A 25430-nucleotide genomic window follows, 5' to 3' on the forward strand; every position below is an offset into this window, starting at 1 on the left:
GCGGCGTTCATAGGTATTGGGCATGCTCCCGGGGCGCGATTCCCAAGCGTCTTCCATCTCAACTGAACGAGGTAATCCCATGGCCGTTGGCAAGGTGTCTGACGCCGATTTCGAAGCCGAAGTGCTCAAGGCGACCGGGCCGGTGGTCGTCGATTTCTGGGCCGAGTGGTGTGGTCCGTGCCGCATGATCGCGCCCGCCCTTGACGAGATTTCCGGCGCAATGGGCGACAAGGTCAAGATCGTGAAGCTCAACGTCGATGAGAGCCCGAAGACGGCGTCAAAGTATGGTGTGATGTCGATCCCGACCCTGATGATTTTCAAGGGCGGTGAAATGGCGTCGCGCCAGGTTGGCGCCGCGCCGAAGGCGAAGCTGCAGCAGTGGATTTCCGCTGCGGTCTGATCCGCTTCTGTTAGAAGAATTGTGGGGCGGCCGGCAATGAGCCGGCCGTTTCCTTTTTGCGCGTCTCGTCGAATGAAAGCGGTGAGGTGACGCGAGTCGAGTCAGCGTATCCACCCCGTTGCCAGCGCCGATGCGAGCTCCGGCTTGCCGTTTTGCCGCGCCAGCGCGGCCATTGCGTCGTGATCGTACGGCACATGGCGAAAGGTCACGTGCCAAGAGCCGTCAACGCACTCCAGAATCGCGTAGCGCGCATCCGGGGAGCCGGCCTCAATGACATGCGGACAGGGACGGACATCGCGATAGCCTGGCGATCCGACACTGCCGGGATTGACGACCAGCCGGCCATCACGAAGTCGAACCGCTCGGGCAATATGGCTGTGGGCGCACAGGATCAGCGGCTGCGTCACGCCCGCGGCTTTCGCCTCAATCGATTCCAGCGAAGCGGCGCAGACCTCGCCGTTCGGTAGCACCGTTTCCAGCCAGTAAGCCTCGTCATCCGCCGGCGTCGCGTGGCAGAGGAATACGTCGTCGCGAAAGACGCGCGTTGATGGCAGCGCCTGCAGCCAGTCGAGATGCCGTGCATCGAGCTGCGCATGCGCCGGCCGATCCCATGAACCCATTTTCTCCGGCGGACGGTCGATCAGATAGCGGTCATGATTGCCGAGCACGTGAACCGCATCGAGCGCGATCAGCGCATCCATCGTCCGGCGCGCGTCGAGCGGGCCGCTGGCCATATCGCCGAGGTCAACGATATCGAAAATTCCCTGCGCGCGGATGTCGGCAATGACAGCATCCAGCGCGAGATGGTTGCCGTGCACGTCGGCGATTGCAGCAAAGCGCATGATGCCAGTTGCTCCCTTCACCGGTCCGGGGTGGGTGCGCGACCCATCATTCAGGAGACGTGCCGTTCGCCGCGAGCACTGGTCCGGCGAGATAGAGCGATCCCGTGATGAGAATGCGCGGCGGCACCTCATAAGCGAGCGCGGCGAGCCGCTGCAAAGCGGTATCGACACCGGTTGCGATTTCGACGCGCATGCCCTGTGCGCGTGCGGCATCGGCCAGCCGTTCCGGCGGCATGCCGTTGTCGCGGCGAGGCACCGGGACTGCGATGATATGGCGCGTCAGACCGGCGAAATTGGCGAGGAAGGCGTCGGCATCCTTGTTGTCCATCATGCCGGCAATGACGACGAGCGGACGCGGCACGCGCTCCTCGAGATCGCCGAGCGCCGCCGCCGTGACGCGGCCGCCCTCGGCATTATGCCCGCCGTCGAGCCAGACCTCGCAGCCCTGCGGTCCCTGGCAGACCAGCGCGCCAGAGGCCAGACGCTGCATACGCGCCGGCCATTCAGCGCTGACAATGCCGGTCTCGTAGGCCGCGATATTCAGCTTGAATGCGTCGATCGCGCGCAGCGTCGCGATCGCCAGGCCCGCATTGTCGAACTGGTGCCGGCCGAACAGTCTTGGCGCGGCAAGGTCCAACAATCCGCGATCGTCCTGATAGACCAGCCGGCCGCGCTCGACGCTGACATGCCATTGTTGCCCGGCTGCGTGCAGCGGCGCGCGCATGCGGTCCGCCTGCGCCTCGACCACCGCCATCGCCTCCGGCGCCTGCTCGGCGCAGATCACCGGCACCTTGCGCTTGATGATCGCGGCCTTCTCGCTGGCGATCGACGTCAGCGTATCGCCGAGGAATTCCATGTGGTCCATGCTGACGGGTGTGATCACGGAGGCGAGCGGGGTTTCCACCACGTTGGTCGAATCAAGTCGGCCGCCGAGACCGACCTCGAGCAGCGCGACATCGGCAGGATGCTTGGCGAACAGGCAGAACGCGGCCGCGGTCTCTATCTCGAAGATGGTGACGGGATTGCCTGCATTCACGTGCTCGCAATGCTCGAGCGTCCCGCGCAATTCGTCGTCACTGACGAGCTTGCCGCCGCCGGCCGCCCCTAGCCGGTAGCATTCGTTGAGCCGTACCAGATAGGGCGAGGTGAAGACATGCACGCTCAGGCCTGCAGCTTCCAGGATCGCGCGCAGATAGGCGATGGTCGAGCCCTTGCCGTTGGTGCCGGCGACATGGATCACCGGCGGCAACTTGCGTTCGGGGTGCCCAAGCCGCTCCATCAAGCCGTGCATGCGATCGAGGCTGAGATCGATGCGGCTGGGATGCAGCGCCGACAACCGCGTGATCAGCTCCTCGAAAGAGGGCTGCGGTCTGGCGGCGGATAAGTTCACGCGTGCGGCGCGGCCGGCACCGTCTCCGGAGCCGTGACGATCTGGGCCGGCGTCGCAACGGCGGCCACAGGTTTGGACGCTGTCTCGAGGGCCGGCGATTTGGTCAGCAATCGGCAAAGCCGCGCCAGCGTGGCGCGCATGTCGTGGCGGTGCACGACCATATCCACCATGCCATGCTCCTTCAGATATTCGGCGCGCTGGAAGCCCTCGGGCAACTTCTCGCGGATGGTCTGCTCGATCACGCGCGCGCCAGCAAAGCCGATCAGCGCGCCGGGCTCCGCAATGTGGACGTCGCCCAGCATTGCATAGGATGCGGTGACGCCGCCGGTGGTTGGATTGGTCAGCACGACGATGTAGGGCTGCTTGGCCTCGCGCAGCATCTGTACGCCGACGGTGGTTCGCGGCATCTGCATCAGCGACAGAATACCTTCCTGCATCCGTGCGCCGCCGCTCGCCGCAAAGACGATGAAGGGCGATTTCTTCTCGACCGCAAGCTCGAGCCCACGCACGATCGCTTCACCCGCGGCCATGCCGAGCGAGCCGCCCATGAAATCGAAATCCTGCACAGCGATCACGACGCCGGCACCTTCGAGCTTGCCATAACCGACCTTGATCGCGTCGTTCAGCCCGGTCTTGGCCCGCGCATCCTTGATGCGGTCGACATATTTGCGCTCGTCGCGGAATTTTAGCGGATCGGCCGTCACCTCGGGCAGCGCGACGTCGAACCAGGTCTCGTTGTCGAAGATCGACTTCAGCCGCGCCACCGCGCCCATGCGCATGTGATAGTTCGAGCCGGGAATGACGAACTGGTTCGCCTCGACGTCCTTGTAGAACACGAGCTGCCCGGAATCCGGGCACTTGATCCAGAGGTTCTCCGGCGTTTCACGACGCAGGATGTTGCGGATCTTCGGCCGGACAACATTGGTGAGCCAGTTCATGGTTCGCTCCGACATGCGGATCACTTCCGCATCACATCGATATATGGCGGGCCGCGCCAAGCCCGGCAAGCCGCCGCTGGCGGCCTTGTCAACGCAAATTGTGGCTTATTCAGCGGCCTGCCTGGCGCCACGGACGCCCTGAGCCAGCGAGGACACGAGGTCAGTCACTGCGGCGACGGTCCTGGCCGTCGCGCGGCCCTCGCTATCCAGGCTGCTGCGCAGCGCGTCGACCAGAGCGGAGCCGACCACGGCGCCATTGGCGTTTTGCGCGATCGCCCGCGCCGCCTCCGGGGTGCGGATGCCGAAACCGACGCAGACCGGTAGCTTGGTGTGCCGCTTGATCCGCGCCACCGCTTGCGCAACCGCCGCGGAATCCGCGGCCGCGCTGCCGGTGATGCCGGTAATCGAGACGTAATAGACAAAGCCCGAGGTGTTTGCGAGCACCGCCGGCAGGCGCTTGTCGTCGGTGGTCGGCGTCGCCAGGCGAATGAAGTTCAGCCCGGCTTTCATCGCAGGGATGCAGAGCTCGGTGTCTTCCTCCGGCGGCAGGTCGACGATGATCAGGCCGTCAACGCCGGCAGCCTTTGCGTCGCCCAGAAATTTGTCGACGCCGTAGATGTAGATCGGATTGTAGTATCCCATCAGGACCAGCGGCGTGGCGTCGTTACCCTTGCGGAAGCCGCGCACCATCTCCAGCGTCTTCTTCAGCGTCATGCCGCCCTTGAGCGCACGCAAGCCCGCGGCCTGAATCGACGGGCCATCGGCCATCGGATCTGTGAAGGGCATGCCGATCTCAATGATATCGGCGCCGGCCTTCGGCAGCGCCTTGATGATCTCGAGCGAGGTTTTGGCGTCGGGATCTCCGGCCATCAGGAAGGTGACGAACGCGGAGCGGCCCTGCCTGGCGAGCTCGGCAAAAGTAGTGTCGATCCGAGTGGTCATGACGTGGCAATCGCTGTGCTATACCTCTCCCATCCGGGGAGAGGTCGGCTGCGCAGCAGCCGGGTGAGGGGGATGGAGCGGTTCGAGGCAAGAGCGCGAAGCCTCCGCGCGTCACAGACAAGCGCTGAGGCAAAGCTTTGGCAGGCGCTGCGCAACCGACGGCTGGCGCGATGGCAATTTCGCCGCCAACACCCGATCGACCGGTACGTCGTCGACTTCGTAACCCTCGATGGCAAGCTGATTGTCGAGGTTGACGGTGTCACGCATTCCACGGCTTCAGAGAAAAGGCGCGATGCGACAAGGACGGAAATCCTCGAAGCCTGCGGCTTTCTTATTGTGCGGGTCTCAAACACGGACGTATACGAAAATCTCGAAGGCGTGCTTGAGATGATCGAAACCTCGCTCCGGTTCGAGTGAGTGGAAAGACCCCTCACCCGGCCGCTGCGCGGCCGACCTCTCCCCGGCGGGGAGAGGTGAGAAACGCGTGCTCGGTCCCTCACTTCTTCTTGCCTTTCAAGATGTCGCCGACCTGCGGCACGTCCTTGTCGCCGCGGCCGGAGAGATTGACCACCATCAGGTGATCCTTGGGCCGCTGTGGCGCGAGCTCCATCACCTTGGCAATGGCGTGCGCCGGCTCCAACGCCGGAATGATGCCTTCGAGCCGCGACAGGAGCTGGAACGCGGCGAGCGCTTCGTCGTCGGTGGCCGAGAGATATTTAACGCGGCCGGTTTCGTGCAGCCAGGCGTGCTCGGGGCCGATGCCGGGATAATCGAGGCCCGCCGAGATCGAATGCGCTTCGGTGATCTGCCCGTCCTCGTCCATCAGGAGATAGGTACGGTTGCCATGCAGCACGCCGGGGCGGCCGCCGGCGATCGAGGCGGCATGGAGTTGCGTCAAACCGTGGCCAGCGGCCTCGACGCCAAAAATCTCCACGGACGGATCGTCGAGGAAGGGGTGGAACAGCCCCATCGCATTCGAGCCGCCCCCGATGCAGGCGACCAGCGAGTCGGGCAGGCGGCCTTCCGCCTCCTGCAATTGCTGGCGCGTCTCGTTCCCGATGATCGACTGGAAGTCGCGCACCATCGCAGGATAGGGATGCGGGCCCGCCACCGTACCGATGCAGTAGAAAGTGTTGTGCACGTTGGTGACCCAGTCGCGCAAGGCGTCGTTCATCGCATCCTTCAGCGTGCGCGCACCGGATTGCACCGGGATCACCTTGGCCCCCAGCATTTCCATACGGATCACGTTGGGCTGCTGCCGCGCGACGTCGACCGCGCCCATATAGACCACGCATTCGAGCCCGAACCGCGCGCACAGGGTTGCGGTCGCGACCCCGTGCTGGCCGGCGCCGGTCTCGGCAATGATGCGCTTCTTGCCCATGCGCCGCGCCAGCATGATCTGGCCGAGCACGTTGTTGACCTTGTGCGAGCCGGTGTGGTTGAGCTCCTCGCGCTTGAAGTAGATTTTTGCGCCGCCGAGATGCTCGGTCAGCCGCTCGGCGAAATAGAGCGGCGAGGGACGGCCGACATAGTCCTTCAGGTGCCCGTTCATTTCCTTTTGGAACGCCGGATCGGCCTTGGCCTCGGCATAGGCCTTTTCCAGGTCGAGGATCAGCGGCATCAGCGTTTCGGCGACGAAACGTCCGCCGAAAATGCCGAAATGCCCGAACTCGTCAGGCCCGCTGCGGAATGAATTGGGCAGATTTTGATTCATCGAACCATCAGTTCTTCTTGCCGCATCGCGGCTGTTTCCGTTCCCTCGCCCCGCTCCTGCGGTGAGAGAGTCAGGGTGCGGGGTTTTTCCGTGCGCCCGGTCATTGTTGCCCCTCACCCGCCCGCGCGTTGCGCGGTCGACCTCTCGGCGTAAACGGGGAGAGGTGAAGCAGAGTCAGCCGCGCGCGCAGCGCTGATGAAAGCACGGATCAGGTCGGGATCCTTGACGCCGGGCATGCGCTCGACGCCCGATGACACGTCGACGCCACTCGCGCGGGTGATGTGAACAGCTTCCGCGACATTGCCGGCGTGCAGCCCGCCCGAGACCATGAACGGCAGGGCGAAATCGAGATTTTCCAGCACATGCCAGTCGAACGTCGCCCCCAGGCCGCCGGGACGCGTGGCGCTCTTCGGCGCGCGGGCATCAAACAGGATGCGGTCGGCGACGTCGGCATAACCCGGCAGCGGCGCGAGGTCGGCTGCCGTCTCCACCGGCAGCGCCTTCATCAGGGGCAGGCCGAACTTCCGCTTGATGTCACGCAGCCGGGCGGCGGTTTCCTTGCCATGCAATTGCAGGATATCCGGCTGCAGCGCCTCGACGATGCCTTCAAGCGTCGCGTCGTCGGCATCGACGGTCAGCGCGACCTTCGTCGCCCGACCCTTGGCCTGCCTGCCGAGCTCGCGCGCGTCCTCGAACGCGAGGTGGCGCGGCGACGGCGGAAAAAACACGAATCCGACCATGTCAGCGCCGGCCGCAAGCGCGACGTCGAGCGTCTCGCGCGTGGACAGGCCGCAGATTTTGACAAGCAGGGACATGGTCTCTCAAACGGCTCTTTGGACGGCGCCGGACCCGGAGCGCTCCCGGCCCGATGGGGCGGGTTCTACAACGTCGCGCCCTGCTTGTCTCGCCCCGCGGACCCGTAAAAGCCGAGCTGGGTCTGCGCCTGGCGGCGTTGAGCGTCCTCGCGGGAAGCGGCCGCGGCCGCCCGAAGGTCGGCCAGTTCGGCCCGCGCCTGGCGGGTCTCGGCCTCGTTCTGCCGGGCCGCGCGGCGCCAATGCCGCTGCCGGAACCAGCTCGCGGTGCTGCCTGCGATGACGCCCAGGATCGCGGATGCGATGATGACGACGAACAGCGGCAGCGTAACCGCAATCATCGGGGTTACGGAATTGAACGGATCAAACGACACCGTCACCCAATGGCGGTTTGCGACCGCGAAGATGATGAAGATCAGCCCCAATGGGATGACGACCAGCGCGGTGAAGAATTTTCGCATGACCATCTCTCATAGAGATCGAGCTTGGCGAACGCGTGACCCGCGACGCGGCACCGACCGATGCGCGCCTATGCCTCGGCCTTTGAGGCGTCGGCGTCGCCCTTTGGGGCGTCCGTCTCGTCGCCATCGCGATTGAGACGCTCGCGCATTTCCTTGCCGGTCTTGAAGAACGGCACGCTCTTCTGATCCACCGGCACATGCTCGCCGGTGCGGGGATTGCGCCCGGCGCGCGCAGGACGGTGCTTCACCGAAAAGGCGCCAAAACCGCGGAGCTCGACGCGGTCGCCGCGCGCCAGCGCCGCGACAATTTCGTCGAGGATCGCATTCACAATGTTCTCGACATCCCGCTGATAGAGGTGCGGGTTGTGCTCGGCAATGCGCTGAACAAGTTCGGATTTGATCATCGGAAGTGGGATCCGGGAGCTCGCGGAAGTCCATTTCCGTGAAAATGCCTTGAACTGTCAAGACGCTAAATCAATTTTGGACGCCGCGAAAGCACGTGACAAATAGCCCGATCGGGGAATTAGGGACTTCCCGCAGAGCGGGAAACGCCGAAAGGATACGCTTCCACGCGGTTCAATTGGTCCCGGCGGGGGTCCATAGGGCCAACATGCCGTCGAGTCCGAATCGATCGACCGCCTGAACCAGGCCGCCCTCCTCGATCCGTCGCGCGATGGCGCCGAGTCCAAGCGCATCGAGCGTCACGGATGCTGCTGTGCGCAGAAAAGTGAGGTCGCCGAAGCGTGGATTAAGCCTGTAATCACGCACCGGAAGGTCGGGCTTGACTTTCTTCTCGGCGACCAGCCATGCGATCGCAGTCTTCTCGTCGCCGAGCTGATCGACCAGCTTGAGATCGACCGCCTGCCGGCCGGTGAACACCCGCCCATCCGCGACCTTTTCCAAAAGGACGTCATCCATGCCGCGCCGCTCCCTCACCAGTCCGCGGAACCAGGCATAGGAGTCCTTCACGAGCGCGTCGATCGCGGCGCGTGCCTCCGGACTGGTCGGCTCGAAGCCGTTCGGCGCAGCCTTCAGTGGCGAAGATTTGATCTCTTCCATCTTCACCCCGACGGTTTTCATCAGTTCGGAGACGTTGGGAAACTGGAACAGCACGCCGATCGAGCCGACCAGCGAGCTCTGCTGGGCAACGATCTGATCGGCGGCGATCGCCGTGATGTAGCCGCCCGACGCGGCCAATCCCTCGACGACGACGACGAGCGGCTTCTTGGCCTTCAGCCGCACCAGCGATTGATAGAGCTGCTCGGAGCCCGCGGTGGTGCCGCCCGGCGAATTGATGTGCAGGATGACGGCCGCGGCCTGCGACTTCTCGAGCCGCTCAAGCGCCTCGACGCGCGCCTGATCGCTGCGGATCAATCCCTCGATCGTGACCCGCGCGATCGAGCCCGAGGTCGCGAGCACTCCGCGGCCGCCGACCGCAATCACGCCGAAGCCAACGATGGCGGCGATCGCAACGACCGCGGCGGCGACGCGCCAGAACGTCAGCTTGCGGCGAAGTCGGCGGCGATCCACGATCACGTCTGAATCCAGCGACATGGAATTTCTCCTGAAGCGCGCACTGCCTTCTGCAATCGCAGCGTCACCATTCGTTTAGCCAAATACATCAATTGCGCCGCAATATGAAGTAAACAAGGCTCGCGTAACCGGCAAGGCCGGACGTGGCGACGCGCAATCCGGTCACATGGCCTCGAAAGCGAAAGGGCCCCGGCGGATGCCGGAGCCCCTCCGATCGTTCTTCTCGATCGAACGCTTACTTGTCGGTGCCGCGGTTCTTGAGCGCGGTGCCGAGGATGTCGCCGAGGGTCGCACCCGAATCGGAGGAGCCGTACTGCGCGATGGCTTCCTTCTCTTCTGCGACTTCCAGCGCCTTGATCGAGACCTGCACCTTGCGGGCCTTCTTGTCGAACTGGATGACGCGGGCGTCGACCTTCTCGCCGACCGCGAAGCGTTCGGCGCGCTGGTCGTTGCGGTCGCGCGCAAGCTCAGACCGCTTGATGAAGGTGGTGAAGTCGGTGCCCGAGATCTTCACCTCGATGCCGCCCTCCTTCACTTCGAGCACTTCGCAGGTCACGACCGCTCCCTTCTTGACGTCGCCCGGTTCGGCGAAGGGGTCGCCTTCGAGCTGCTTGACGCCGAGCGAGATGCGCTCCTTCTCGACATCGACATCCAGCACCACGGCCTTGACCATGTCGCCCTTCTTGAAGTTGTCGATGACCTGCTCGCCCGGAAGCTTCCAATCGAGGTCGGAGAGGTGGACCATGCCGTCGACGTCGCCATCGAGGCCGAGGAACAGACCGAACTCGGTCTTGTTCTTGACCTCGCCCTCGACCACGGAACCGACCGGGAACTTCTCGACGAAGACCTCCCAGGGATTGCGCATGGTTTGCTTGAGGCCGAGCGAGATGCGGCGCTTGACGGAATCCACTTCCAACACCTGCACTTCGACTTCCTGCGAGGTCGATACGATCTTGCCGGGGTGCATGTTCTTCTTGGTCCACGACATCTCGGAGACGTGGATCAGGCCTTCGATGCCCGGCTCGAGCTCGACGAACGCGCCGTAGTCGGTGATGTTGGTGACACGGCCGGTGAAGCGGGCGCCAAGCGGATACTTCGCCTCGATGCCCTGCCACGGATCGTCCAGCAACTGCTTCATGCCGAGCGAGATGCGGTGCGTTTCGTGGTTGATCTTGATGATCTTGACCTTCACCGTCTGCCCGATGGTCAGCACCTCGGTCGGGTGGTTGACGCGTCGCCACGCGATGTCGGTGACGTGCAGCAGGCCGTCGATGCCGCCGAGGTCAACGAACGCTCCGTAATCCGTGATGTTCTTGACCACGCCGTCGATCACCTGGCCCTCTTCGAGGTTCTGCACCAGCTCCTGGCGCTGCTCGGCGCGGGTCTCTTCCAGAACCGTGCGGCGCGACACCACGATGTTGCCGCGGCGACGGTCCATCTTGAGGATCTGGAACGGCTGCGAATTGTTCATCAAGGGCGCAACGTCGCGGATCGGACGGATGTCGACCTGCGAACGCGGCAGGAAGGCCACGGCACCGTCGAGGTCGACGGTAAAGCCGCCCTTGACCTGGTTGAAGATGACGCCGTTGACCTTTTCGTTGTTCTGGAAAGCCTTCTCGAGCTTGCCCCAGCTCTCTTCGCGGCGCGCCTTGTCGCGCGACAGCACGGCTTCTCCGAGCGCATTCTCGATGCGGTCGAGGAACACCTCAACGGTGTCGCCGACCTTCAGATCGCTGTCGCGACCGGGGCCGGAAAATTCGCGCAACGCGACGCGACCTTCGGTCTTCAGGCCGACGTCGATGACGGCCATGTCTTTCTCAATTGCGACCACCTTGCCCTTGATGACCGAGCTTTCCTGCAAATTGCCGCCGGCAAAGGACTCATCAAGCATCGCCGCGAAATCGTCGCGGGTCGGATTATATGAAGACGCAGTATTCGAAGCCATTTGTTCTCCAGGTGCGGGATCGTGCCGGCCGTTCGGGTTGATGGGCGCACCGCGCGTGAAGTGTCAGGGTTCCGCAAACCCCGACGGCCGCTCGTTGCGGGAGGCGCAACAGCGGGCCGGCAGCATGACTGCACGTTCGGCACGTTTGATTTTATCCGGGGCCTGAAGCGAAAGTATCGAGCTCAAGACAGGGAGCGGGCATTCCTCCAGATACGGCAGGGGCTAAAACCCGTCGCCGGCCCGCTCGGACACAGCCTCGATCACGTCGATGGTTGGCCCGGACGGCGCTGATATAGCGCCGAGACCCTTCTTCGGCAAGCGGAAATGCCCGATTTGCGCGGCCAGAAGGCTGCTGCAGCGCATGCCGGCGCTCCAAATGTCGCACTTCAACGCCTTCGCGGCCCTCGGATCATACCTCAGCGTTTGGCGCGGACCGACTCGACGATGGCGATGGCAGCGCGCACGCCAGCCTCGATGTCGAGGTTGGAATTGTCGAGGGTATGGGCGTCCGGGGCCGGCCGCAGCGGCGCGATCGCGCGGTTCTGATCGCGCTCGTCGCGCTTGAGAATGTCGGCGAGCACCGCCTCCTCATTGGCGTTCTCGCCGCGGGCGCGCGCCTCGAGCGTCCGCCGCCGCGCCCGCACCCGAGGGTCGGCGACCACGAATATCTTTACGTCGGCATGCGGGCAGATTACCGTGCCGATGTCACGGCCATCGAGCACGGCGCCCGGCGGATCGGCGGCGAACTGACGCTGGAAATTGACCAGCACCTCGCGCACCTCCGGAATCGCCGAGACCACCGAGGCCGCCTCGCCGACCGTCTGCGTTTTCAGGATCGGATTGCCGAATTTCTCGGGATCGAGCTCCAGCGCGGCGGCGACTGCCAGCACCTCGTTGCTCAGTTCGGCGCCGGCCTCCAACATCGCATAGGCCACCGCGCGATAGATCACGCCAGTGTCGAGATGGCGGTAGCCGTAATGGTGGGCAAGGCGCTTGCCGAGCGTGCCCTTGCCTGAGGCGGCGGGTCCGTCGATGGCGATAATCATGCGAATTCAGCTCCGAGCGAGCGCATCATCGGAATGAAATCCGGGAAACTGGTGGCGATAAAGGCGGTGTCGTCGACCTTGACCGGCTTGTCCGAGGCAAGGCCCATCACCAGCGCCGACATCGCGATGCGATGATCCATATGGGTGGCGACGAGGCCGCCACCGTCGACGTGCCCCCTGCCTTCGACAATCAGGTCGTCGCCGGAGATCTCGACCTTGACGCCGTTGACGCGCAGCATGTCGGCGGTCGCCGCGAGGCGGTCGGATTCCTTGACACGCAATTCCTGCAAGCCGCGCATGATCGTGGTGCCTTCGGCAAAGCTCGCCGCGACCGCCAGCACCAGATATTCGTCGATCATCGAGGGCGCGCGCTCCGGCGGCACCTCGACGCCGCGCAGCTTGGAGGCTCGCACGCGCAATTGCGCCATCGGTTCGCCCGCATCGCTCCGCACCTCGCTCTCCTCGATGGACGCGCCCATCTCGCGCAGCGTGGTGAACAGGCCGGTGCGCAGCGGATTGGTCATCACGTCGGAGAAGATGACGTCAGAGCCTTCGACGATCAGCGCAGCCACGATCGGGAATGACGCGGATGACGGATCGGCGGGCACGACGACCTCGGCGCCGTGCAGTTCGGGCTCACCGGTGAGCGTGATCCGGCGGCCGTGGCTGCCCTCCTTGACCGATGAAATCTCGGCGCCGAAATGCTTGAGCATCAATTCGGTATGGTCGCGGCTCGCTTCCTGCTCGATCACGGCCGTGACGCCGGGCGCCGAGAGGCCGGCGAGCAGCACGGCGGACTTGATCTGTGCCGAGGCGACCGGCGTCCTGTAGACGATCGGCACCGGATAGCGCGCGCCGTGCAGCGTCAGCGGCAGCCGGCCGCTCTCCCGGATGTCGCCGATCCTGGCGCCCATCAATTCGAGGGGATCGAGGATGCGGCGCATCGGTCGGCTCCGCAGCGAGGCGTCGCCGTCGAACACGGCCTTGATCGGACACCCCGCGACCGCGCCCATCACCAGGCGGCAACCGGTGCCGGAATTGCCGAAATCGAGCGCCCCTGCGGGCTCAGCGAAGCCGCCGACGCCAACCCCGCGGACCGACCAGGCAAAAGGTGCGATCCGCTCTACGTGAGCGCCCAGCGCGCGCATCGATCTGGCGGTGTTGAGCACGTCCTCGCCCTCAAGCAGGCCGGAAATGCGGGTTTCGCCGACCGCGAACGAGCCCAGGATCAGGGCGCGGTGGGAGATCGACTTGTCGCCGGGAACGCGGACCTGGCCGGCCAAGGGGCCGCTCGCGCGGGCTTCAAGCGGGGTCGGGGTATCGGAATGGGTCAAGATTGTGTCCTCTCGCGCCGCGGCAGGTATCACATAGGCAACACCGCGTCACGCGCCCGTCAAATGCGCGCAAACCGCTATTGACAGCGGCCCCTCAACTAGCCAAGTGAAACACCGTTTTTCAGGAAAATTCCCAGGATCTCCACGTGGCCAAGTCCGATCTCGGAACCAAGCGCATTTGCCCAACGACGGGCAAGAAATTCTACGACCTGAACAAGAATCCGGTTATCTCACCCTACACCGGTGAGGTCGTGCCAATCGCGCCTGTCGCCCCGACGCGCGGCCGCGCCGCCGCTGCCGCCGCCGCGACTGCGACCGACGTGCCGGAGGCCGCGGAAGCCGAAGAATTGGTCTCGCTCGAGGAAGCCGACGCCGAGGAGAACACCGGGAAGGTCAAGGCCGTGGTTCCCGAATCCGAGGACGATATCGAGATCGATGAGACCATCGAGGACGATGACGACGACGATTCGACCTTCATCGCCGACGAGGAAGAGGGCGATGAAGACGTGACCGACATCATTGGCGACGTCGGAAGCGACGAAGAGACTTGAGATCGATCCAGAACTGTGTTCTGGGTCTCCACCGCGGGTCGCCCAAGACCGGCGGGAGCAGGGTTAGAGAGCACCCTGCTATTGTACCCTCACGGGGCCATAGCTCAGCTGGGAGAGCGCTTGCATGGCATGCAAGAGGTCGGCGGTTCGATCCCGCCTGGCTCCACCACGCTTCGCCCTTCGGGCTCCGCGTGGCGCAGCCGCGTGGTGCCCGAACGGTGAGGTGTGGTGTCCGGCGTAGCCCGAAGGGCGAAGACGGACTGGTGAATCGATGTGGTACGTCTACATCATCCGCAGCATCGAGTTCCCTGAGCAGGTATACGTCGGCGCAACCGCCGATTTGAAGCGTAGAATTCCCGAGCACAACGCCGGCAAATCCGCGCACACGGCGAAATTCAGACCTTGGACGCTTGTTCGGTACTGCGCATTCCCGGACAAATACAAGGCATTGGCGTTCGAGAAATATCTCAAATCCCACTCCGGCCGGGCCTTTGCCAAGAAGCGCCTTTAGCTACCGGCTCGCCCTACTCCTCCAGTACGGCATTCAGCCGGTCGCGTAACGCGACGATCTCGTTCTTCATCGTCATCAGTTCACCAACCGAACAGGCCGAGGCCGCCACGATCGACTGCGGAACAGCCCTCGCCTTCTCGCGCAACGCTTGGCCCTGCGGAGTCAGGGCGATCAGCGTCTGGCGTTCATCCTCGGTGCCGCGGGCCCGCTTGATCAATTGCGCCGCCTCCAGCCGCTTGAGCAGCGGTGTAAGTGTGCCGGAGTCGAGAAACAGGCGCTCGCCGATGTCCTTGACCGGGACACCGTCGCGCTCCCAGAGCGTCAGCATCACGAGATATTGCGGATAGGTGAGGCCGAGACGGTCGAGCAGCGGCTTGTAGACGCGATTGAACGCGTGGGTCGCCGAATAGACCGCGAAGCAGATCTGATTGTCCAGCCGCAGCGCCTGGTCCGCCGTTAGTTTTCTGACCATATGCGATCTCATCGAATCTCCAAATTCTGCGATGATTGTGGGGGCGCGCGACGGCGGATTCAATTGCGAACAATTAAACGTGAGGCCGTGCTTTTTGTATTGTACACAATCTAATTGTGTGAAATCTATACTGCGTCGAAACCAAGCTAGAGGGAGATCCCCATGTCAGTGAATGTGCTCTACAAGACCAGCGCCAAGGCAACCGGCGGCCGTGACGGCCACGCCGCAACCCTCGACGGCGCGCTCGACGTCAAGCTCGCGACCCCGAAGGAACTCGGCGGCGGCGGTGGCGCCGGCAACAATCCCGAGCAATTGTTCGCAGCCGGCTACGCCGCCTGCTTCATCGGCGCCATGAAGTTTGTGGCCTCGCAGGGCGGTCCGAAGGTTCCCGCGGACACCTCGGTGACCTCGACGGTCGGTATCGGCCCGCGCTCGGCAGGTGGCTTTGGCCTCGCGGTCGAACTCGCCATCTCGCTGCCCGGCGTTCCCCGTGGCGAGGCCGAGGCGCTGGTGGAGAAGGCCCACCAGGTATGCCCCTATTCCAACGCGACCCGCGGCAATGTGGATGTGAAGCTCACCGTCGTCTAGTTCGGCGACAGAATCCGCGACGCGAAATGGCCCGCTCCTCTCGGCGGGCCATTTTGCGTTCCCCCAGCATGCGGGCGCGCGTGCCAGGCCATTGCTGGGGCTCGCGAAGACCGCTAGCTCTGGGAGCCACGAGATCATGATGCGATTCCGTCGAATTGCATCATGATCTCATATCTTCGTTTGAGCATGATCCTTTCGGAAAACCGCTGCACACTTTTCCGGATCATGCCTAGACGATCCCATCTGAACGAAGGTTGCTTCCATGAATCCTCCAGCGGCTGCGGGCGCCATGAGCGGGCTGCGCGTGATTGACCTCACGCGCGTGCTCGGCGGCCCCTATTGTACCCAGATCCTCGCCGACCACGGCGCCGACGTGATCAAGGTCGAGCCGCCCGCCGGCGACGAGGTGCGCGACTGGGGCCCTCCCTTCCACGAGGAGGACGCGGCCTATTTTGTCGGCATCAACCGCAACAAGCGCTCGATCGGCCTCGATCTTGCCTCTGAAGGTGGACGCGCGGTGCTGATGAAAGTGCTGGAGACGGCCGACGTGCTGATCGAGAATTTCAAGCCGGGCACGCTCGACAAATGGGGCATCGGCAACGACGTGCTGCGCGCGAAATTCCCGAAGCTGGTGCATTGCCGCATCTCCGGCTTCGGCGCCGACGGTCCGCGCGGCGGCAATCCTGGCTATGATGCCATCATCCAGGCGATGACCGGCATGATCGCCGCAACCGGCTCGCCGGAGAGCGGACCGATGCGCATCGGCGTGCCGCTGGTCGACATTACGACCGGTCTCTATGCGGCCATCGGAATCCTGATGGCGCTGTCCGAGCGGCAACGCTCGGGACTGGGCCAATTCCTCGAGACGACGCTGTACGAAACCGGCCTTGCGATCATGCATCCGCACACCGCGAACTACTTCATGCATGGCAAGCCGCCCGGCCTGACCGGCAACGAGCATCCCAATTTGGTGCCCTATGCGATCTTCCCGACCAAGACCGACGACATCTTCATCGGCGTTGGCAATGACGGCACCTTCCGCAAGCTCGTCAAGGAAATCGGCAAGCCGGGGCTCGGCACCGACCCGCGCTTTGCGAGCAACAAGGATCGTATCGCCAATCGCGATGCGCTGCGGGTCGAACTTGCCGCCGTGTTCAGCCAGCATGAGGCCGAGCCACTCTGCAATCGGCTGCTCGCCGCGGGCCTGCCGGCCGGTCCGGTGCAGAAAATCGACCAGGCGCTGACAAATCCGCACACGATCCACCGCGGCGACGTCATCGAGGAGGATTGGTACAAGGGCGTGGCCTCGCCGATCCGGCTCGAGCGGACCAAGCCGAGCCTGCGCCGCACGCCGCCCAAATTCAGCCAGCACGCCGCGGAAGTGCTGGGCGAGTTCGGCTACTCCGAGAGCGAGATCGGTACCCTGGTCGAAAGGGGCGTGGTCTGCGGCCCGGAGCGCAAGCGCTAAGCTTGCGCACCTCCAGCTTCGCACGTGGTGCAGCGTCAGCATGATGCTGAACCACGCGCGCTGTGGCGGCCTTCGCCTTTTTTACCGCTTCCTTCCCCTTGGCTTCCCCCTTACCCTGACTTTCGCTTATACGGTCATTTGACGGTCATCCCGCGCTGCTAACGCGCGTAACGAAAGATGATGGTTCCAACCGGGAGGGTTTTGATGAATTTCCGACGATTCGGTGCTGCCGCGGCAGTCGCGGTCACACTGGCTTTTGGCGCCACGCCGGCGCTCGCAGCGACTGAAATCCAGTGGTGGCACGCGATGACCGGCGCCAACAACGACGTCATCGTCAAGCTGGCTAACGACTTCAACGCCTCGCAAAGCGATTACAAGGTGATCCCGACCTACAAGGGCAATTACGCCGATACGATGAACGCCGGCATCGCCGCGTTCCGCGCCGGCAACGCGCCACACATCATGCAGGTGTTCGAGGTGGGCACGGCAACCATGATGGCGGCCACCGGCGCGGTCAAACCGGTCTACAAGCTGATGGCCGAGACCGGCGAGAAGTTCGATCCCAAGGCCTATCTGCCTGCCATCACCGGCTACTATTCGACCTCGAAGGGAGAAATGTTGTCGTTCCCCTTCAATTCGTCTTCCACGGTGATGTGGGTCAATCTCGACGCGCTCAAGAAGGCCAATGTCGAGATACCAAAGACATGGCCGGAGGTGTTCGACGCCGCCAAGAAGCTGAAGGCCAACGGCCACGCCACCTGCGGCTTCTCCGGCTCGTGGGTCACCTGGGTCAACCTCGAGCAGCTCTCCGCCTGGCACAACGTGCCGCTCTCCAGCAAGGCCAACGGCCTCGACGGCTTCGACACCGTGCTGGAGTTCAACGGTCCGCTGCAGGTCAAGCATCTCGAACACCTTGTCGAGTTGCAGAAAGACAAGACCTATGACTATGCCGGCCGCACCAACACCGGCGAGGGCCGCTTCACCTCGGGCGAATGTCCGATCTACCTGACGTCGTCGGCCTTCTTCGGCAACGTCAAGGCCCAGGCCAAGTTCAACTTCACCGCGGTGCCGATGCCGTATTACCCCGACGTCAAGGGAGCGCCTCAGAACTCGATCATCGGCGGAGCCTCGCTCTGGATCATGGGCGGCAAGTCGGCCGAGGAATACAAGGGTGTCGCGAAATTCCTGACTTTCCTGTCAGACACCGATCGCCAGGTCTGGATCCACAAGGCGTCGGGCTACCTGCCGATCACCAAGGCGGCTTACGCGAAGGCCAAGGAAGAGGGCTTCTACAAGGACCAGCCCTATCTTGAAACACCGTTGCTCGAGCTGACCAACAAGGAGCCGACCGAGAATTCCCGCGGCCTGCGCCTCGGCAACATGGTGCAGTTGCGCGATATGTGGTCGGAAGAGATCGAGCAGGCACTGGCCGGCAAGAAGACTGCCAAGCAGGCGCTTGATGCCGCCGTCGAGAAAGGCAACCAGATGCTGCGGCAGTTTGAAAAGACCGCCGTACGCTGACATGATGGCTTGAGGCAAACACGCTGGCAGGCCGCATGACGCGGCCTGCCATTTTCAAGACGCCATGCAGAAGCAATCGATTTTTCAATCAAAGCTGTTGCCTTACGCGCTGGTTGCTCCGCAGCTCGCGATCGTGCTGATCTTTTTCTACTGGCCGGCAGCGCAGGCGGTGCTGCAATCGTTCCTGCTCCAGGACGCCTTCGGTCTCTCGACGAGCTTTGTCTGGTTCGAGAACTATGTGGAACTGTTCAAGGACCCCCGCTATTTCGAGGCGGTCGTCAGGACATTCGTCTTCTCCTTTGCGATCGCCTTCTCTTCGCTATCCTTCGCGCTGCTGCTGGCGGTCATGGCGGACAAGCCGCTGCGCGGCGGTATGGTCTATCGCACGCTGCTGATCTGGCCTTATGCTGTGGCACCGCCGGTCGTCGGTGTGCTCTGGATCTTCATGCTGCACCCCTCGCTCGGCGTGCTCTCGCGCTACCTGCGGGACCTGGGCATCGACTGGAATCCGCTGCTCAACGGCGATCAGGCCGCGTTGCTGATCATCCTGGCCGCCGCCTGGAAGCAGGTTTCCTACAACTTCCTGTTCTTCCTCGCCGGCCTGCAGAGCATTCCAAAGAGCGTGATCGAGGCCGCCGCGATTGACGGCGCCCGCCCGATGCGGCGGTTCTGGACCGTGATCTTCCCGCTGCTGTCGCCGACCATCTTCTTCCTGCTGGTCGTCAACATCGTCTACGCCTTCTTCGACACGTTCGGCATCATCGACACGATGACTCGCGGCGGTCCCGGCAAGGCGACCGAGACGCTTGTGTACAAGGTCTATACCGACGGCCTGCTTGGCGGCAATCTCGGCAGCTCGGCGGCACAGTCGGTCATCCTGATGGGCATTGTCATCGCGCTGACGGCGATCCAGTTCCGCTTCGTCGAACGCAAGGTGACCTACTGATGGTCGAGCACGAGGGCATCCAGCGCTATCTGGCTCATGCCATCCTGTGGATCGGGATCTCGGTCGTCGCCTTCCCGGTCTATCTCGCGATCGTCGCCTCGACCCAGGACAATGCGGTGATCGCCAACGGGCAGATGTCGCTCTTGCCGGGCGGCCACTTCCTGCAAACCTACTATCAGACCATCTTCGTCGGCACGAGCGGCTCGACCCGCGAGCCGGTCGGCAACATGATGCTCAACTCGCTGGTCATGGCGCTGATGATCGCGGTCGGCAAGATCGCGATCTCGATCATCTCCGCCTATGCGATCGTGTATTTCCGCTTTCCGTTCCGGATGGCGATGTTCTGGATCATCTTCATTACGTTGATGCTGCCGGTCGAGGTGCGCATCTATCCGACCTACAAGATCGTTGCCGACCTGCATCTGCTCGACAGTTACGCCGGCCTTTCGCTTCCGCTGATCGCGTCCGCGACGGCGACGCTGTTGTTCCGGCAGTTCTTCATGACGGTGCCGGACGAACTCCTGGAGGCCTCGCGCATCGACGGCGCGGGCCCGTTCCGCTTCTTCTGGGATACGCTGTTGCCGCTGTCGCGCACCAACATGGCGGCGCTGTTCGTGATCCTGTTCATCCTGGGCTGGAATCAGTATCTCTGGCCGCTCTTGATCACGACCCGCGACGACATGCAAACGATCCAGATCGGCATTCGCAAGATGATCACCACGACGGATGCGCTCACGGAATGGCCCGTGGTGATGGCGACCGCCGTGCTCGCGATGCTGCCGCCAGTCTTCGTCGTCATCGCGATGCAGAAATTATTCGTGCGCGGACTGGTGGAGACGGAAAAGTGAGAGGCCGAATGGCGAATAGTGAATGGCGAGTAGCAAGCGAAGGCCCCGGAGAGCCGCTGCGGGGCCATCAATCCCCAATTCGCCACCCCCTATTCGCCATTCGCGCCCGCGGAGACGGGCATGGCTAACGTCACACTGCGCAACGTCCACAAGACCTATCCCGGCGGCTTCGAGGCCATCAAGGGCGTCGACGTCGATGTCGGCGACGGGCAATTCTGCGTGCTGGTCGGCCCCTCCGGCTGCGGCAAATCCACCTTGCTGCGCATGGTCGCGGGACTGGAGACCGTCACCGGCGGTGAGATCGACATCGGCGGCCGTGTCGTCAACCAGATCGAGCCGGCCGATCGCGACATCGCGATGGTGTTCCAGAACTACGCGCTCTATCCGCACATGAGCGTCTACAACAACATGGCCTACGGCCTGCGGAACCGCGGCATGGCGGAAACCGAAATCAAGACCCGAGTCGAGGAAGCGGCGCGCATCCTCGAGCTTGCGCCGATGCTGGAGCGCAAGCCGCGGCAGCTCTCCGGCGGCCAGCGCCAGCGCGTCGCGATGGGCCGCGCCATCGTGCGCCAGCCGAAGGTGTTCCTGTTCGACGAGCCGCTGTCCAACCTCGACGCCAAGCTCCGCATCGCCATGCGCGTCGAAATCCGCAAATTGCAGCGGCGGCTGCAGACCACCTCGATCTACGTCACCCACGACCAGCTCGAGGCGATGACGCTCGCCGATATTCTGGTCGTAATGAACGGCGGCCGGGTGGAGCAGATCGGCAACCCGCTTGAAATCTACCAGAAGCCCGCGACCACCTTCGTCGCGTCCTTCATCGGCGCTCCGCCGATGAATCTGATGCCGCTGCGGCCGGATGAGACTAAATCCCGGTTTGCCGGCGACAGCCGCGCCAATGGCAAAGCCGGTATCCTGGGAATCCGCCCCGAGGACTTCGTCATCTCGCACGAAACGATCGCGGGCGGCGTCGCGCTTGATCTCACCGTTGAGGCGATCGAGCGCGTCGGCGCCGAGACGTTCATCTACGGCGCCCGCCAGCACGAGGAGCAAGGCATCGCCGCCAATCCCGGTGATCTGCCGCCTGGTGAGCTGATCGTGCGGATTCCCGGCGCGATCGCGCCCGCAATCGGCGAGCGGATCCGGGCGATCGCGCCGCGCGAAAAGCTGCATCTGTTCAGCGCCGACGGCCGGACTCGACTGGAAGCATAGACCGCTGCACCAAGGCACATTCCGCTCGATCCAATTGCAGCTGCGCATTTCCTGGCGAATTGATTCGGGACGCGCGGCGTGCGGCGGCACCGGTCCCGAGGGTTCAGGATCTCGTCGCCGTGTGGGCGCGTTGTTCAAGAGGCCTCGATGTCGCGCGGCGACCGAGGGATGAAGCCTGAACCGAAAATTGCGTCAGGATGGCAGCGTGAGGAAAATTCCAACCTCCGCATTTTCCTCCAGCGTGGCGTTCCAGTGACCGTAGCGGACAGACGCTTCCATGAAACGCTGAACGACCGCGGCTGAGGGCGGCGCTGGTCGCCTGCCCGGAGCGACGGGCGTGCCGACTTCGCGAAAGAACCGGCCGAGTGAAGCCGACGTGGCAAGCATGACTTCGGCCGGTTCCTTCGATTGATTGCGGATGGCGTGCTTGGCCGAGCCGGGGATATGAAAGACCTCGCCCGGCCCAAACGATATCCATTCAAAGGTTGCGCCGGATACTTTCAGGCCCTCCGCCCGGCCGGAGATCCCAATGAAGGTTTCGGGCTCGACATGGCTGTGCAGCGGAATCACGACGCCCGGCGGAAGGACCGCGCGTATGATGCAGGGGTCGTTGTCTCGCTCCTCCGTCGACAGGAACTGAATCGAGGGGCCGATGACATCGATGGCTTGGACGGTGCGTAGGTCGACCAGTCGCGCAGCATTGTTGTCGGACATCGTGATTTTTCTTCCTTCAGGGAAACAGCCTCCGCTCACACCGGCAGTTAGGCGAGGCCAGGCCGACGAAGAAGGGGACCGCGGGGGCAATTCTCAGTGAGACGGGAGTGATTTCCTGTCAGGCGGACAGTGGTTTCCCAGGGCCCCCGTAAGGTGCTTGAACCGCTTACGAATCACCCCCATATTTCGCGGGTGACCTGACGGCAATCCGCCGGACGGCCCAAAATGGGGCGCCGCAAGGGCCCCTCAAAGTCGCTTCGAGAGGACTTTGTAATGTCTCGTGTTCCATCGTTGTCCAGTCCGTTCCTTCTGGGATTCGACGAAATCGAGCGTGCGCTCGATCGGGTCGTGAAGGGCGCCGACGGCTATCCTCCCTATAACATCGAACGGTGCGACCGTACCAACGGCCAACCCGAGCGGCTGCGTATCACGCTGGCGGTGGCGGGGTTTACCCGCGACCAACTCGATGTAACCATTGAGGAAAATCAGCTCGTCATTCGTGGCCGCCAGCAGGACGACAAGGCTCGGCAATACATCCATCGCGGCATCGCCGCGCGCCACTTCCAGCGCACCTTCGTGCTGGCGGAGGGGATGCAGGTGCTGGGCGCGGACCTGAAGAACGGGCTGTTGTCGATCGACCTCGCCAGGCCGGAACCTGAACGGGTCGTTAAGACAATCGCTATCAATGAGCACGAATAATGAAACCTGGAGCGGACTCGACCGCTTGTATCACTGAGGAGTCGAGACCATGAGCGACGTAAGCAGCAACTTCGAAACCAAGAGCGTCTCACCGGAGGCGCTGGCCCATCTGGGCGAGGGTCATATCGCCTATGTGAAGCAGGTCCGTTCCGAGGACGTGCCTGAGCTCTTCCCGGAGGCCCCGAAGATCGCTCCGGGCCTCAAGCTGTTTGCACTCCACGCCGCCGACGGTACCCCGATCATGCTGACCGACAGCCGCGAAGCTGCCGTCGCAAATGCCTGGAGCAATGAACTGCAGGCGGTCAGCGTTCACTGACACGGGACTGAACGCACCTACCGCGAGTTTGGGATGCGCGGGCATGCCTCGATATCACCGAGGCGGCCCGCGCATTTTTTAATACCCATCCCGTTGGGAGCGGCCGAGGTACCACCTTTGCGTTGCCTGCTGCGAGGGCCGTTCATCAACGTTAAATTTTACGGCGGCACTTTCACAGATTACCATCCGGGGAAACTATTGCTGACCCGGCGGGTTGGAGTTCCGGGAACTGGAGGCTTCGGACATGAAGAAATCAGTATTGGCGTTGGCAACCGCTGCCACCATCAGTGTCACCGCCTTGACGCCCACACAGGCTCACGCCTGGCGCGGAGGCTGGGGTTGGGGCGGTTGGGGTGCCGGTCTCGCGGGCGGACTACTTGCTGGCGCGGTTATCGGTGGCATCGCGTCCAGTGCCTACGCCTATGGCCCGGGTTATGGCTATTATGGACCGGGATATGGCTACTACGGCGGCTACGGCGGCTATGCCCCCGCTTATGGGTACGGCGGGTACGCTCCGGCGTACTACGGCTATGCTTCCCCGTACTACGGCGGATATTATGGCCCCCGGTACCGGCGCGTTGTTCGTCCCGCATACGCATATGGTCCTCGGTACTACTATGGCGGGTACGGCGGATACGGCTGGTGATCGCCAGGCGCGACGCTGACGTTCCGGGCAACGAGAGGCCGCAGAGATGTCTGCGGCCTTTTTGCCGACCATTGCGCTTTCGAGTGAAGCCAATGTAATGCCGGTTCGCGGGAAGAAAGCGCGTCAAAACAACAATCAAAACGCCCCGCGGCGGACGCCGTCTTGTTTGGACGAAGGCTTTACGCCGCGCTCGCTGGCGGCAGCGCGAGCACCGAATAGATCGCCTGGGCGTCACGGGAGGCGCGCAGCTTCTTGGCGACATCCTGATCGCGCAACAGGCGCGCGATGCGCGCCAGGGCCTTGAGGTGATCGGCGCCGGCGCCCTCGGGTGCCAGCAAGAGAAAGATCAGGTCGACCGGCTGGCCGTCCATCGCCTCGAAATCGATCGGGCGCTCGAGGCGCGCGAACAGGCCGAACAGTTTCTCCAGCTTGGGCAGCTTGCCGTGGGGAATGGCGACGCCATAGCCCACTGCCGTGGTGCCGAGCTTTTCACGCTGCAGCAGCACCTCGAACACCGCGCGTTCGTTTTGACCGGTCAACGCCGAGGCCCGCGCCGCAAGCTCCTGCAGCGCCTGCTTCTTGCTGATGACTTTCAAAGCCGGGAGAATCGCCTCCGGTGCGACCAGATCGGTAATCGGCATGGGGCGTTCCGAAGTGAATTGGACCGTCAGGTTGCGAAATAGGTGTTACAGCGGCGGCGTCAAGAACTTGAGGCGTGAGGGGGGCTTAGGCCCGATCCCGGTTGGCAGGGCTTCTACTCCAACGCACCAGCGGTGCCAACACTTGCGAACCTTGCCGCGCCCCTCATCGTTAAAGGCGGCGGACCATAAGCAGGCCCGGCTTCCGCCGTCAATGCTCCCCGCGACTTATCTCAGGGGTTAACGGACGGGGGGTCGACCCAGCCGACATTGCCGTCCGCGCGACGGTAAATGATGTTCACCCGACCGCTGCTGCCGTGCTGGAACACCAGACAGGCCGCGCCTGTCAGGTCGAGTTCCATGACCGCCTCACTGACTGAAAGCCGTTTCAGCGCGGTCGTCGCCTCCGCGATGATAACGGGGCTGTATTCGGTGACCTCGTCCTCGCTTTCGGGCGCCTCGATGACGTAACTCCAGGCGCCGTTCAACTCGGCGAGTGCCGCGCTCGCGGCGAAGGCCTTGCGGGCAGAACGGTCCTTGAGGCGGCTCTTGTAGCGGCGCAGGCGCTTCTCAATCATCAACAGCGCCGCGTCGGCGCTCGCATAAGCATCCGTCGCATTTGAATCGGCCTCCAGCGTGATCCCGGAATCCAGGTGCAGGGCGCAATCGGTCCGGAAGCCGAAGCCATCCTTACTCAGCGTGATGTGACCGGAGTAGTTACCATCAAAATACTTTCGCAGGACCTCGTCGGTGCGCTCGCTGACGCGCGCGCGAAGCGCCTCGCCTATGCTGATGCTCTTTCCCGAGATTCGAAGGGACATTTGATGCCTCGATTGCTTGATTCCTGATCACTCTCTTGTTGGAGCATGATCCGTACGACCGACGCCTCGCGTTTGTCGCACGGGAGGACCACGCCTCCCGTCCCAGACCACGCTCAGGG

30 protein-coding genes and 1 tRNA gene are annotated in these 25430 nt (G+C 63.4%); 14 read left to right on the top strand and 17 right to left on the bottom strand.

Annotated features, from left to right (window positions below; genetic code table 11):
• Positions 1 to 79: 79 nt before the first annotated feature.
• Entirely contained in the window at positions 80 to 400 is a 321-nt protein-coding gene (gene trxA / locus JQ553_RS04005; protein WP_171712798.1) for a thioredoxin, read from the top strand.
• A 101-nt stretch (positions 401 to 501) separates the two neighbouring features.
• On the opposite strand, the gene JQ553_RS04010 is transcribed toward trxA, so the two are convergent.
• The 4 genes from JQ553_RS04010 to trpA all read right to left on the bottom strand — a co-directional run bounded on the left by JQ553_RS04010 (position 502) and on the right by trpA (position 4512).
• Positions 502 to 1242 (bottom strand): metallophosphoesterase, encoded by a 741-nt coding sequence (locus tag JQ553_RS04010; protein ID WP_212498559.1) that lies wholly within the window; start codon positions 1240 to 1242, stop codon positions 502 to 504.
• A gap of 46 nt (positions 1243 to 1288) precedes the next feature.
• Positions 1289 to 2590, bottom strand: coding sequence for a bifunctional folylpolyglutamate synthase/dihydrofolate synthase (locus JQ553_RS04015; protein WP_409363033.1), 1302 nt, complete (start codon positions 2588 to 2590; stop codon positions 1289 to 1291).
• A gap of 38 nt (positions 2591 to 2628) precedes the next feature.
• Complete coding sequence (accD, locus tag JQ553_RS04020; RefSeq protein WP_212498561.1) at positions 2629 to 3570, bottom strand: acetyl-CoA carboxylase, carboxyltransferase subunit beta; 942 nt, start codon at positions 3568 to 3570, stop codon at positions 2629 to 2631.
• Between the two features lie 105 nt (positions 3571 to 3675).
• A complete protein-coding gene (gene trpA, locus JQ553_RS04025) occupies positions 3676 to 4512 on the bottom strand; it encodes a tryptophan synthase subunit alpha (RefSeq protein ID WP_212498562.1) in 837 nt (278 codons plus the stop codon).
• Between the two features lie 72 nt (positions 4513 to 4584).
• Here trpA and JQ553_RS04030 point away from each other — a divergent pair, with 72 nt between their 5' ends.
• On the top strand, positions 4585 to 4929 hold the full coding sequence (locus JQ553_RS04030; RefSeq protein ID WP_212498563.1) for an endonuclease domain-containing protein: 345 nt from the start codon (positions 4585 to 4587) through the stop codon (positions 4927 to 4929).
• Positions 4930 to 5008: 79 nt separating this feature from the next.
• Here the strand turns inward: JQ553_RS04030 and trpB are convergent, their stop codons facing one another.
• The 9 genes from trpB to aroA form a co-directional block, all read right to left on the bottom strand.
• Positions 5009 to 6226: a tryptophan synthase subunit beta gene (trpB, locus tag JQ553_RS04035; protein ID WP_212498564.1), complete on the bottom strand. Its 1218-nt coding sequence runs from the start codon at positions 6224 to 6226 to the stop codon at positions 5009 to 5011.
• A 113-nt stretch (positions 6227 to 6339) separates the two neighbouring features.
• Positions 6340 to 7041 carry a phosphoribosylanthranilate isomerase gene (locus tag JQ553_RS04040; RefSeq protein WP_212498565.1) on the bottom strand — a complete coding sequence of 234 codons (702 nt, stop codon included), beginning with the start codon at positions 7039 to 7041 and terminating at the stop codon, positions 6340 to 6342.
• Between the two features lie 65 nt (positions 7042 to 7106).
• On the bottom strand, positions 7107 to 7499 hold the full coding sequence (locus JQ553_RS04045; RefSeq protein WP_212498566.1) for a lipopolysaccharide assembly protein LapA domain-containing protein: 393 nt from the start codon (positions 7497 to 7499) through the stop codon (positions 7107 to 7109).
• A 68-nt stretch (positions 7500 to 7567) separates the two neighbouring features.
• Positions 7568 to 7903 carry an integration host factor subunit beta gene (locus JQ553_RS04050; protein ID WP_212498567.1) on the bottom strand — a complete coding sequence of 112 codons (336 nt, stop codon included), beginning with the start codon at positions 7901 to 7903 and terminating at the stop codon, positions 7568 to 7570.
• Positions 7904 to 8075: 172 nt separating this feature from the next.
• Positions 8076 to 9053, bottom strand: coding sequence for a signal peptide peptidase SppA (gene sppA, locus JQ553_RS04055; protein ID WP_212498568.1), 978 nt, complete (start codon positions 9051 to 9053; stop codon positions 8076 to 8078).
• A 214-nt stretch (positions 9054 to 9267) separates the two neighbouring features.
• Positions 9268 to 10977 (bottom strand): 30S ribosomal protein S1, encoded by a 1710-nt coding sequence (rpsA, locus tag JQ553_RS04060; protein ID WP_212498569.1) that lies wholly within the window; start codon positions 10975 to 10977, stop codon positions 9268 to 9270.
• 222 nt (positions 10978 to 11199) lie between these two features.
• Positions 11200 to 11340 (bottom strand): hypothetical protein, encoded by a 141-nt coding sequence (locus JQ553_RS04065; RefSeq protein ID WP_212498570.1) that lies wholly within the window; start codon positions 11338 to 11340, stop codon positions 11200 to 11202.
• Positions 11341 to 11393: 53 nt separating this feature from the next.
• Complete coding sequence (cmk, locus tag JQ553_RS04070) at positions 11394 to 12023, bottom strand: (d)CMP kinase (RefSeq protein WP_212498571.1); 630 nt, start codon at positions 12021 to 12023, stop codon at positions 11394 to 11396.
• On the bottom strand, positions 12020 to 13357 hold the full coding sequence (gene aroA, locus JQ553_RS04075) for a 3-phosphoshikimate 1-carboxyvinyltransferase (protein ID WP_212498572.1): 1338 nt from the start codon (positions 13355 to 13357) through the stop codon (positions 12020 to 12022). The genes cmk and aroA overlap by 4 nt, the downstream gene beginning before the upstream one ends.
• Before the next feature lie 146 nt (positions 13358 to 13503).
• Here aroA and JQ553_RS04080 point away from each other — a divergent pair, with 146 nt between their 5' ends.
• From JQ553_RS04080 to JQ553_RS04090, 3 genes are all read left to right on the top strand, one after another.
• Positions 13504 to 13908 carry a TIGR02300 family protein gene (locus JQ553_RS04080; RefSeq protein WP_212498573.1) on the top strand — a complete coding sequence of 135 codons (405 nt, stop codon included), beginning with the start codon at positions 13504 to 13506 and terminating at the stop codon, positions 13906 to 13908.
• A 93-nt stretch (positions 13909 to 14001) separates the two neighbouring features.
• Positions 14002 to 14077, top strand: a tRNA-Ala gene (locus JQ553_RS04085).
• A gap of 102 nt (positions 14078 to 14179) precedes the next feature.
• A complete protein-coding gene (locus JQ553_RS04090; RefSeq protein ID WP_212498574.1) occupies positions 14180 to 14419 on the top strand; it encodes a GIY-YIG nuclease family protein in 240 nt (79 codons plus the stop codon).
• A 13-nt stretch (positions 14420 to 14432) separates the two neighbouring features.
• Here the strand turns inward: JQ553_RS04090 and JQ553_RS04095 are convergent, their stop codons facing one another.
• Complete coding sequence (locus tag JQ553_RS04095) at positions 14433 to 14891, bottom strand: MarR family winged helix-turn-helix transcriptional regulator (RefSeq protein ID WP_212498808.1); 459 nt, start codon at positions 14889 to 14891, stop codon at positions 14433 to 14435.
• A 162-nt stretch (positions 14892 to 15053) separates the two neighbouring features.
• Here JQ553_RS04095 and JQ553_RS04100 point away from each other — a divergent pair, with 162 nt between their 5' ends.
• From JQ553_RS04100 to JQ553_RS04125, 6 genes are all read left to right on the top strand, one after another.
• A complete protein-coding gene (locus JQ553_RS04100) occupies positions 15054 to 15479 on the top strand; it encodes an organic hydroperoxide resistance protein (protein ID WP_212498575.1) in 426 nt (141 codons plus the stop codon).
• Between the two features lie 262 nt (positions 15480 to 15741).
• Positions 15742 to 16947 carry a CaiB/BaiF CoA-transferase family protein gene (locus JQ553_RS04105; protein ID WP_212498576.1) on the top strand — a complete coding sequence of 402 codons (1206 nt, stop codon included), beginning with the start codon at positions 15742 to 15744 and terminating at the stop codon, positions 16945 to 16947.
• 204 nt (positions 16948 to 17151) lie between these two features.
• Complete coding sequence (gene ugpB, locus JQ553_RS04110; protein ID WP_212498577.1) at positions 17152 to 18468, top strand: sn-glycerol-3-phosphate ABC transporter substrate-binding protein UgpB; 1317 nt, start codon at positions 17152 to 17154, stop codon at positions 18466 to 18468.
• A 64-nt stretch (positions 18469 to 18532) separates the two neighbouring features.
• Positions 18533 to 19414: a sn-glycerol-3-phosphate ABC transporter permease UgpA gene (gene ugpA / locus JQ553_RS04115; RefSeq protein ID WP_212498578.1), complete on the top strand. Its 882-nt coding sequence runs from the start codon at positions 18533 to 18535 to the stop codon at positions 19412 to 19414.
• Positions 19414 to 20262 carry a sn-glycerol-3-phosphate ABC transporter permease UgpE gene (ugpE, locus tag JQ553_RS04120; protein WP_212498579.1) on the top strand — a complete coding sequence of 283 codons (849 nt, stop codon included), beginning with the start codon at positions 19414 to 19416 and terminating at the stop codon, positions 20260 to 20262. The genes ugpA and ugpE overlap by 1 nt, the downstream gene beginning before the upstream one ends.
• 120 nt (positions 20263 to 20382) lie before the next feature.
• Positions 20383 to 21477, top strand: a complete 1095-nt coding sequence (locus JQ553_RS04125; protein ID WP_212498580.1) for a sn-glycerol-3-phosphate import ATP-binding protein UgpC — start codon at positions 20383 to 20385, stop codon at positions 21475 to 21477.
• A gap of 192 nt (positions 21478 to 21669) precedes the next feature.
• Here the strand turns inward: JQ553_RS04125 and JQ553_RS04130 are convergent, their stop codons facing one another.
• Positions 21670 to 22191 carry a cupin domain-containing protein gene (locus tag JQ553_RS04130; RefSeq protein ID WP_212498581.1) on the bottom strand — a complete coding sequence of 174 codons (522 nt, stop codon included), beginning with the start codon at positions 22189 to 22191 and terminating at the stop codon, positions 21670 to 21672.
• A gap of 273 nt (positions 22192 to 22464) precedes the next feature.
• On the opposite strand from JQ553_RS04130, the gene JQ553_RS04135 reads away from it, so the two are divergent.
• From JQ553_RS04135 to JQ553_RS04145, 3 genes are all read left to right on the top strand, one after another.
• Positions 22465 to 22890 (top strand): Hsp20 family protein, encoded by a 426-nt coding sequence (locus JQ553_RS04135; protein ID WP_092120814.1) that lies wholly within the window; start codon positions 22465 to 22467, stop codon positions 22888 to 22890.
• 49 nt (positions 22891 to 22939) lie between these two features.
• Positions 22940 to 23206, top strand: a complete 267-nt coding sequence (locus tag JQ553_RS04140; protein WP_212498582.1) for a DUF1150 domain-containing protein — start codon at positions 22940 to 22942, stop codon at positions 23204 to 23206.
• Between the two features lie 298 nt (positions 23207 to 23504).
• On the top strand, positions 23505 to 23852 hold the full coding sequence (locus JQ553_RS04145; RefSeq protein WP_312015083.1) for a hypothetical protein: 348 nt from the start codon (positions 23505 to 23507) through the stop codon (positions 23850 to 23852).
• 179 nt (positions 23853 to 24031) lie between these two features.
• Here JQ553_RS04145 and ptsN read toward each other — a convergent pair whose 3' ends face one another.
• Together ptsN and hpf are read right to left on the bottom strand one after the other, a co-directional pair.
• Positions 24032 to 24493 carry a PTS IIA-like nitrogen regulatory protein PtsN gene (ptsN, locus tag JQ553_RS04150; protein ID WP_139479410.1) on the bottom strand — a complete coding sequence of 154 codons (462 nt, stop codon included), beginning with the start codon at positions 24491 to 24493 and terminating at the stop codon, positions 24032 to 24034.
• Between the two features lie 230 nt (positions 24494 to 24723).
• On the bottom strand, positions 24724 to 25311 hold the full coding sequence (gene hpf / locus JQ553_RS04155) for a ribosome hibernation-promoting factor, HPF/YfiA family (RefSeq protein ID WP_212498584.1): 588 nt from the start codon (positions 25309 to 25311) through the stop codon (positions 24724 to 24726).
• Positions 25312 to 25430 lie beyond the last annotated feature (119 nt).

It is taken from the genome of Bradyrhizobium lablabi (genome assembly GCF_018131005.1).
GTDB classification, from domain to species: domain Bacteria; phylum Pseudomonadota; class Alphaproteobacteria; order Rhizobiales; family Xanthobacteraceae; genus Bradyrhizobium; species Bradyrhizobium lablabi_D.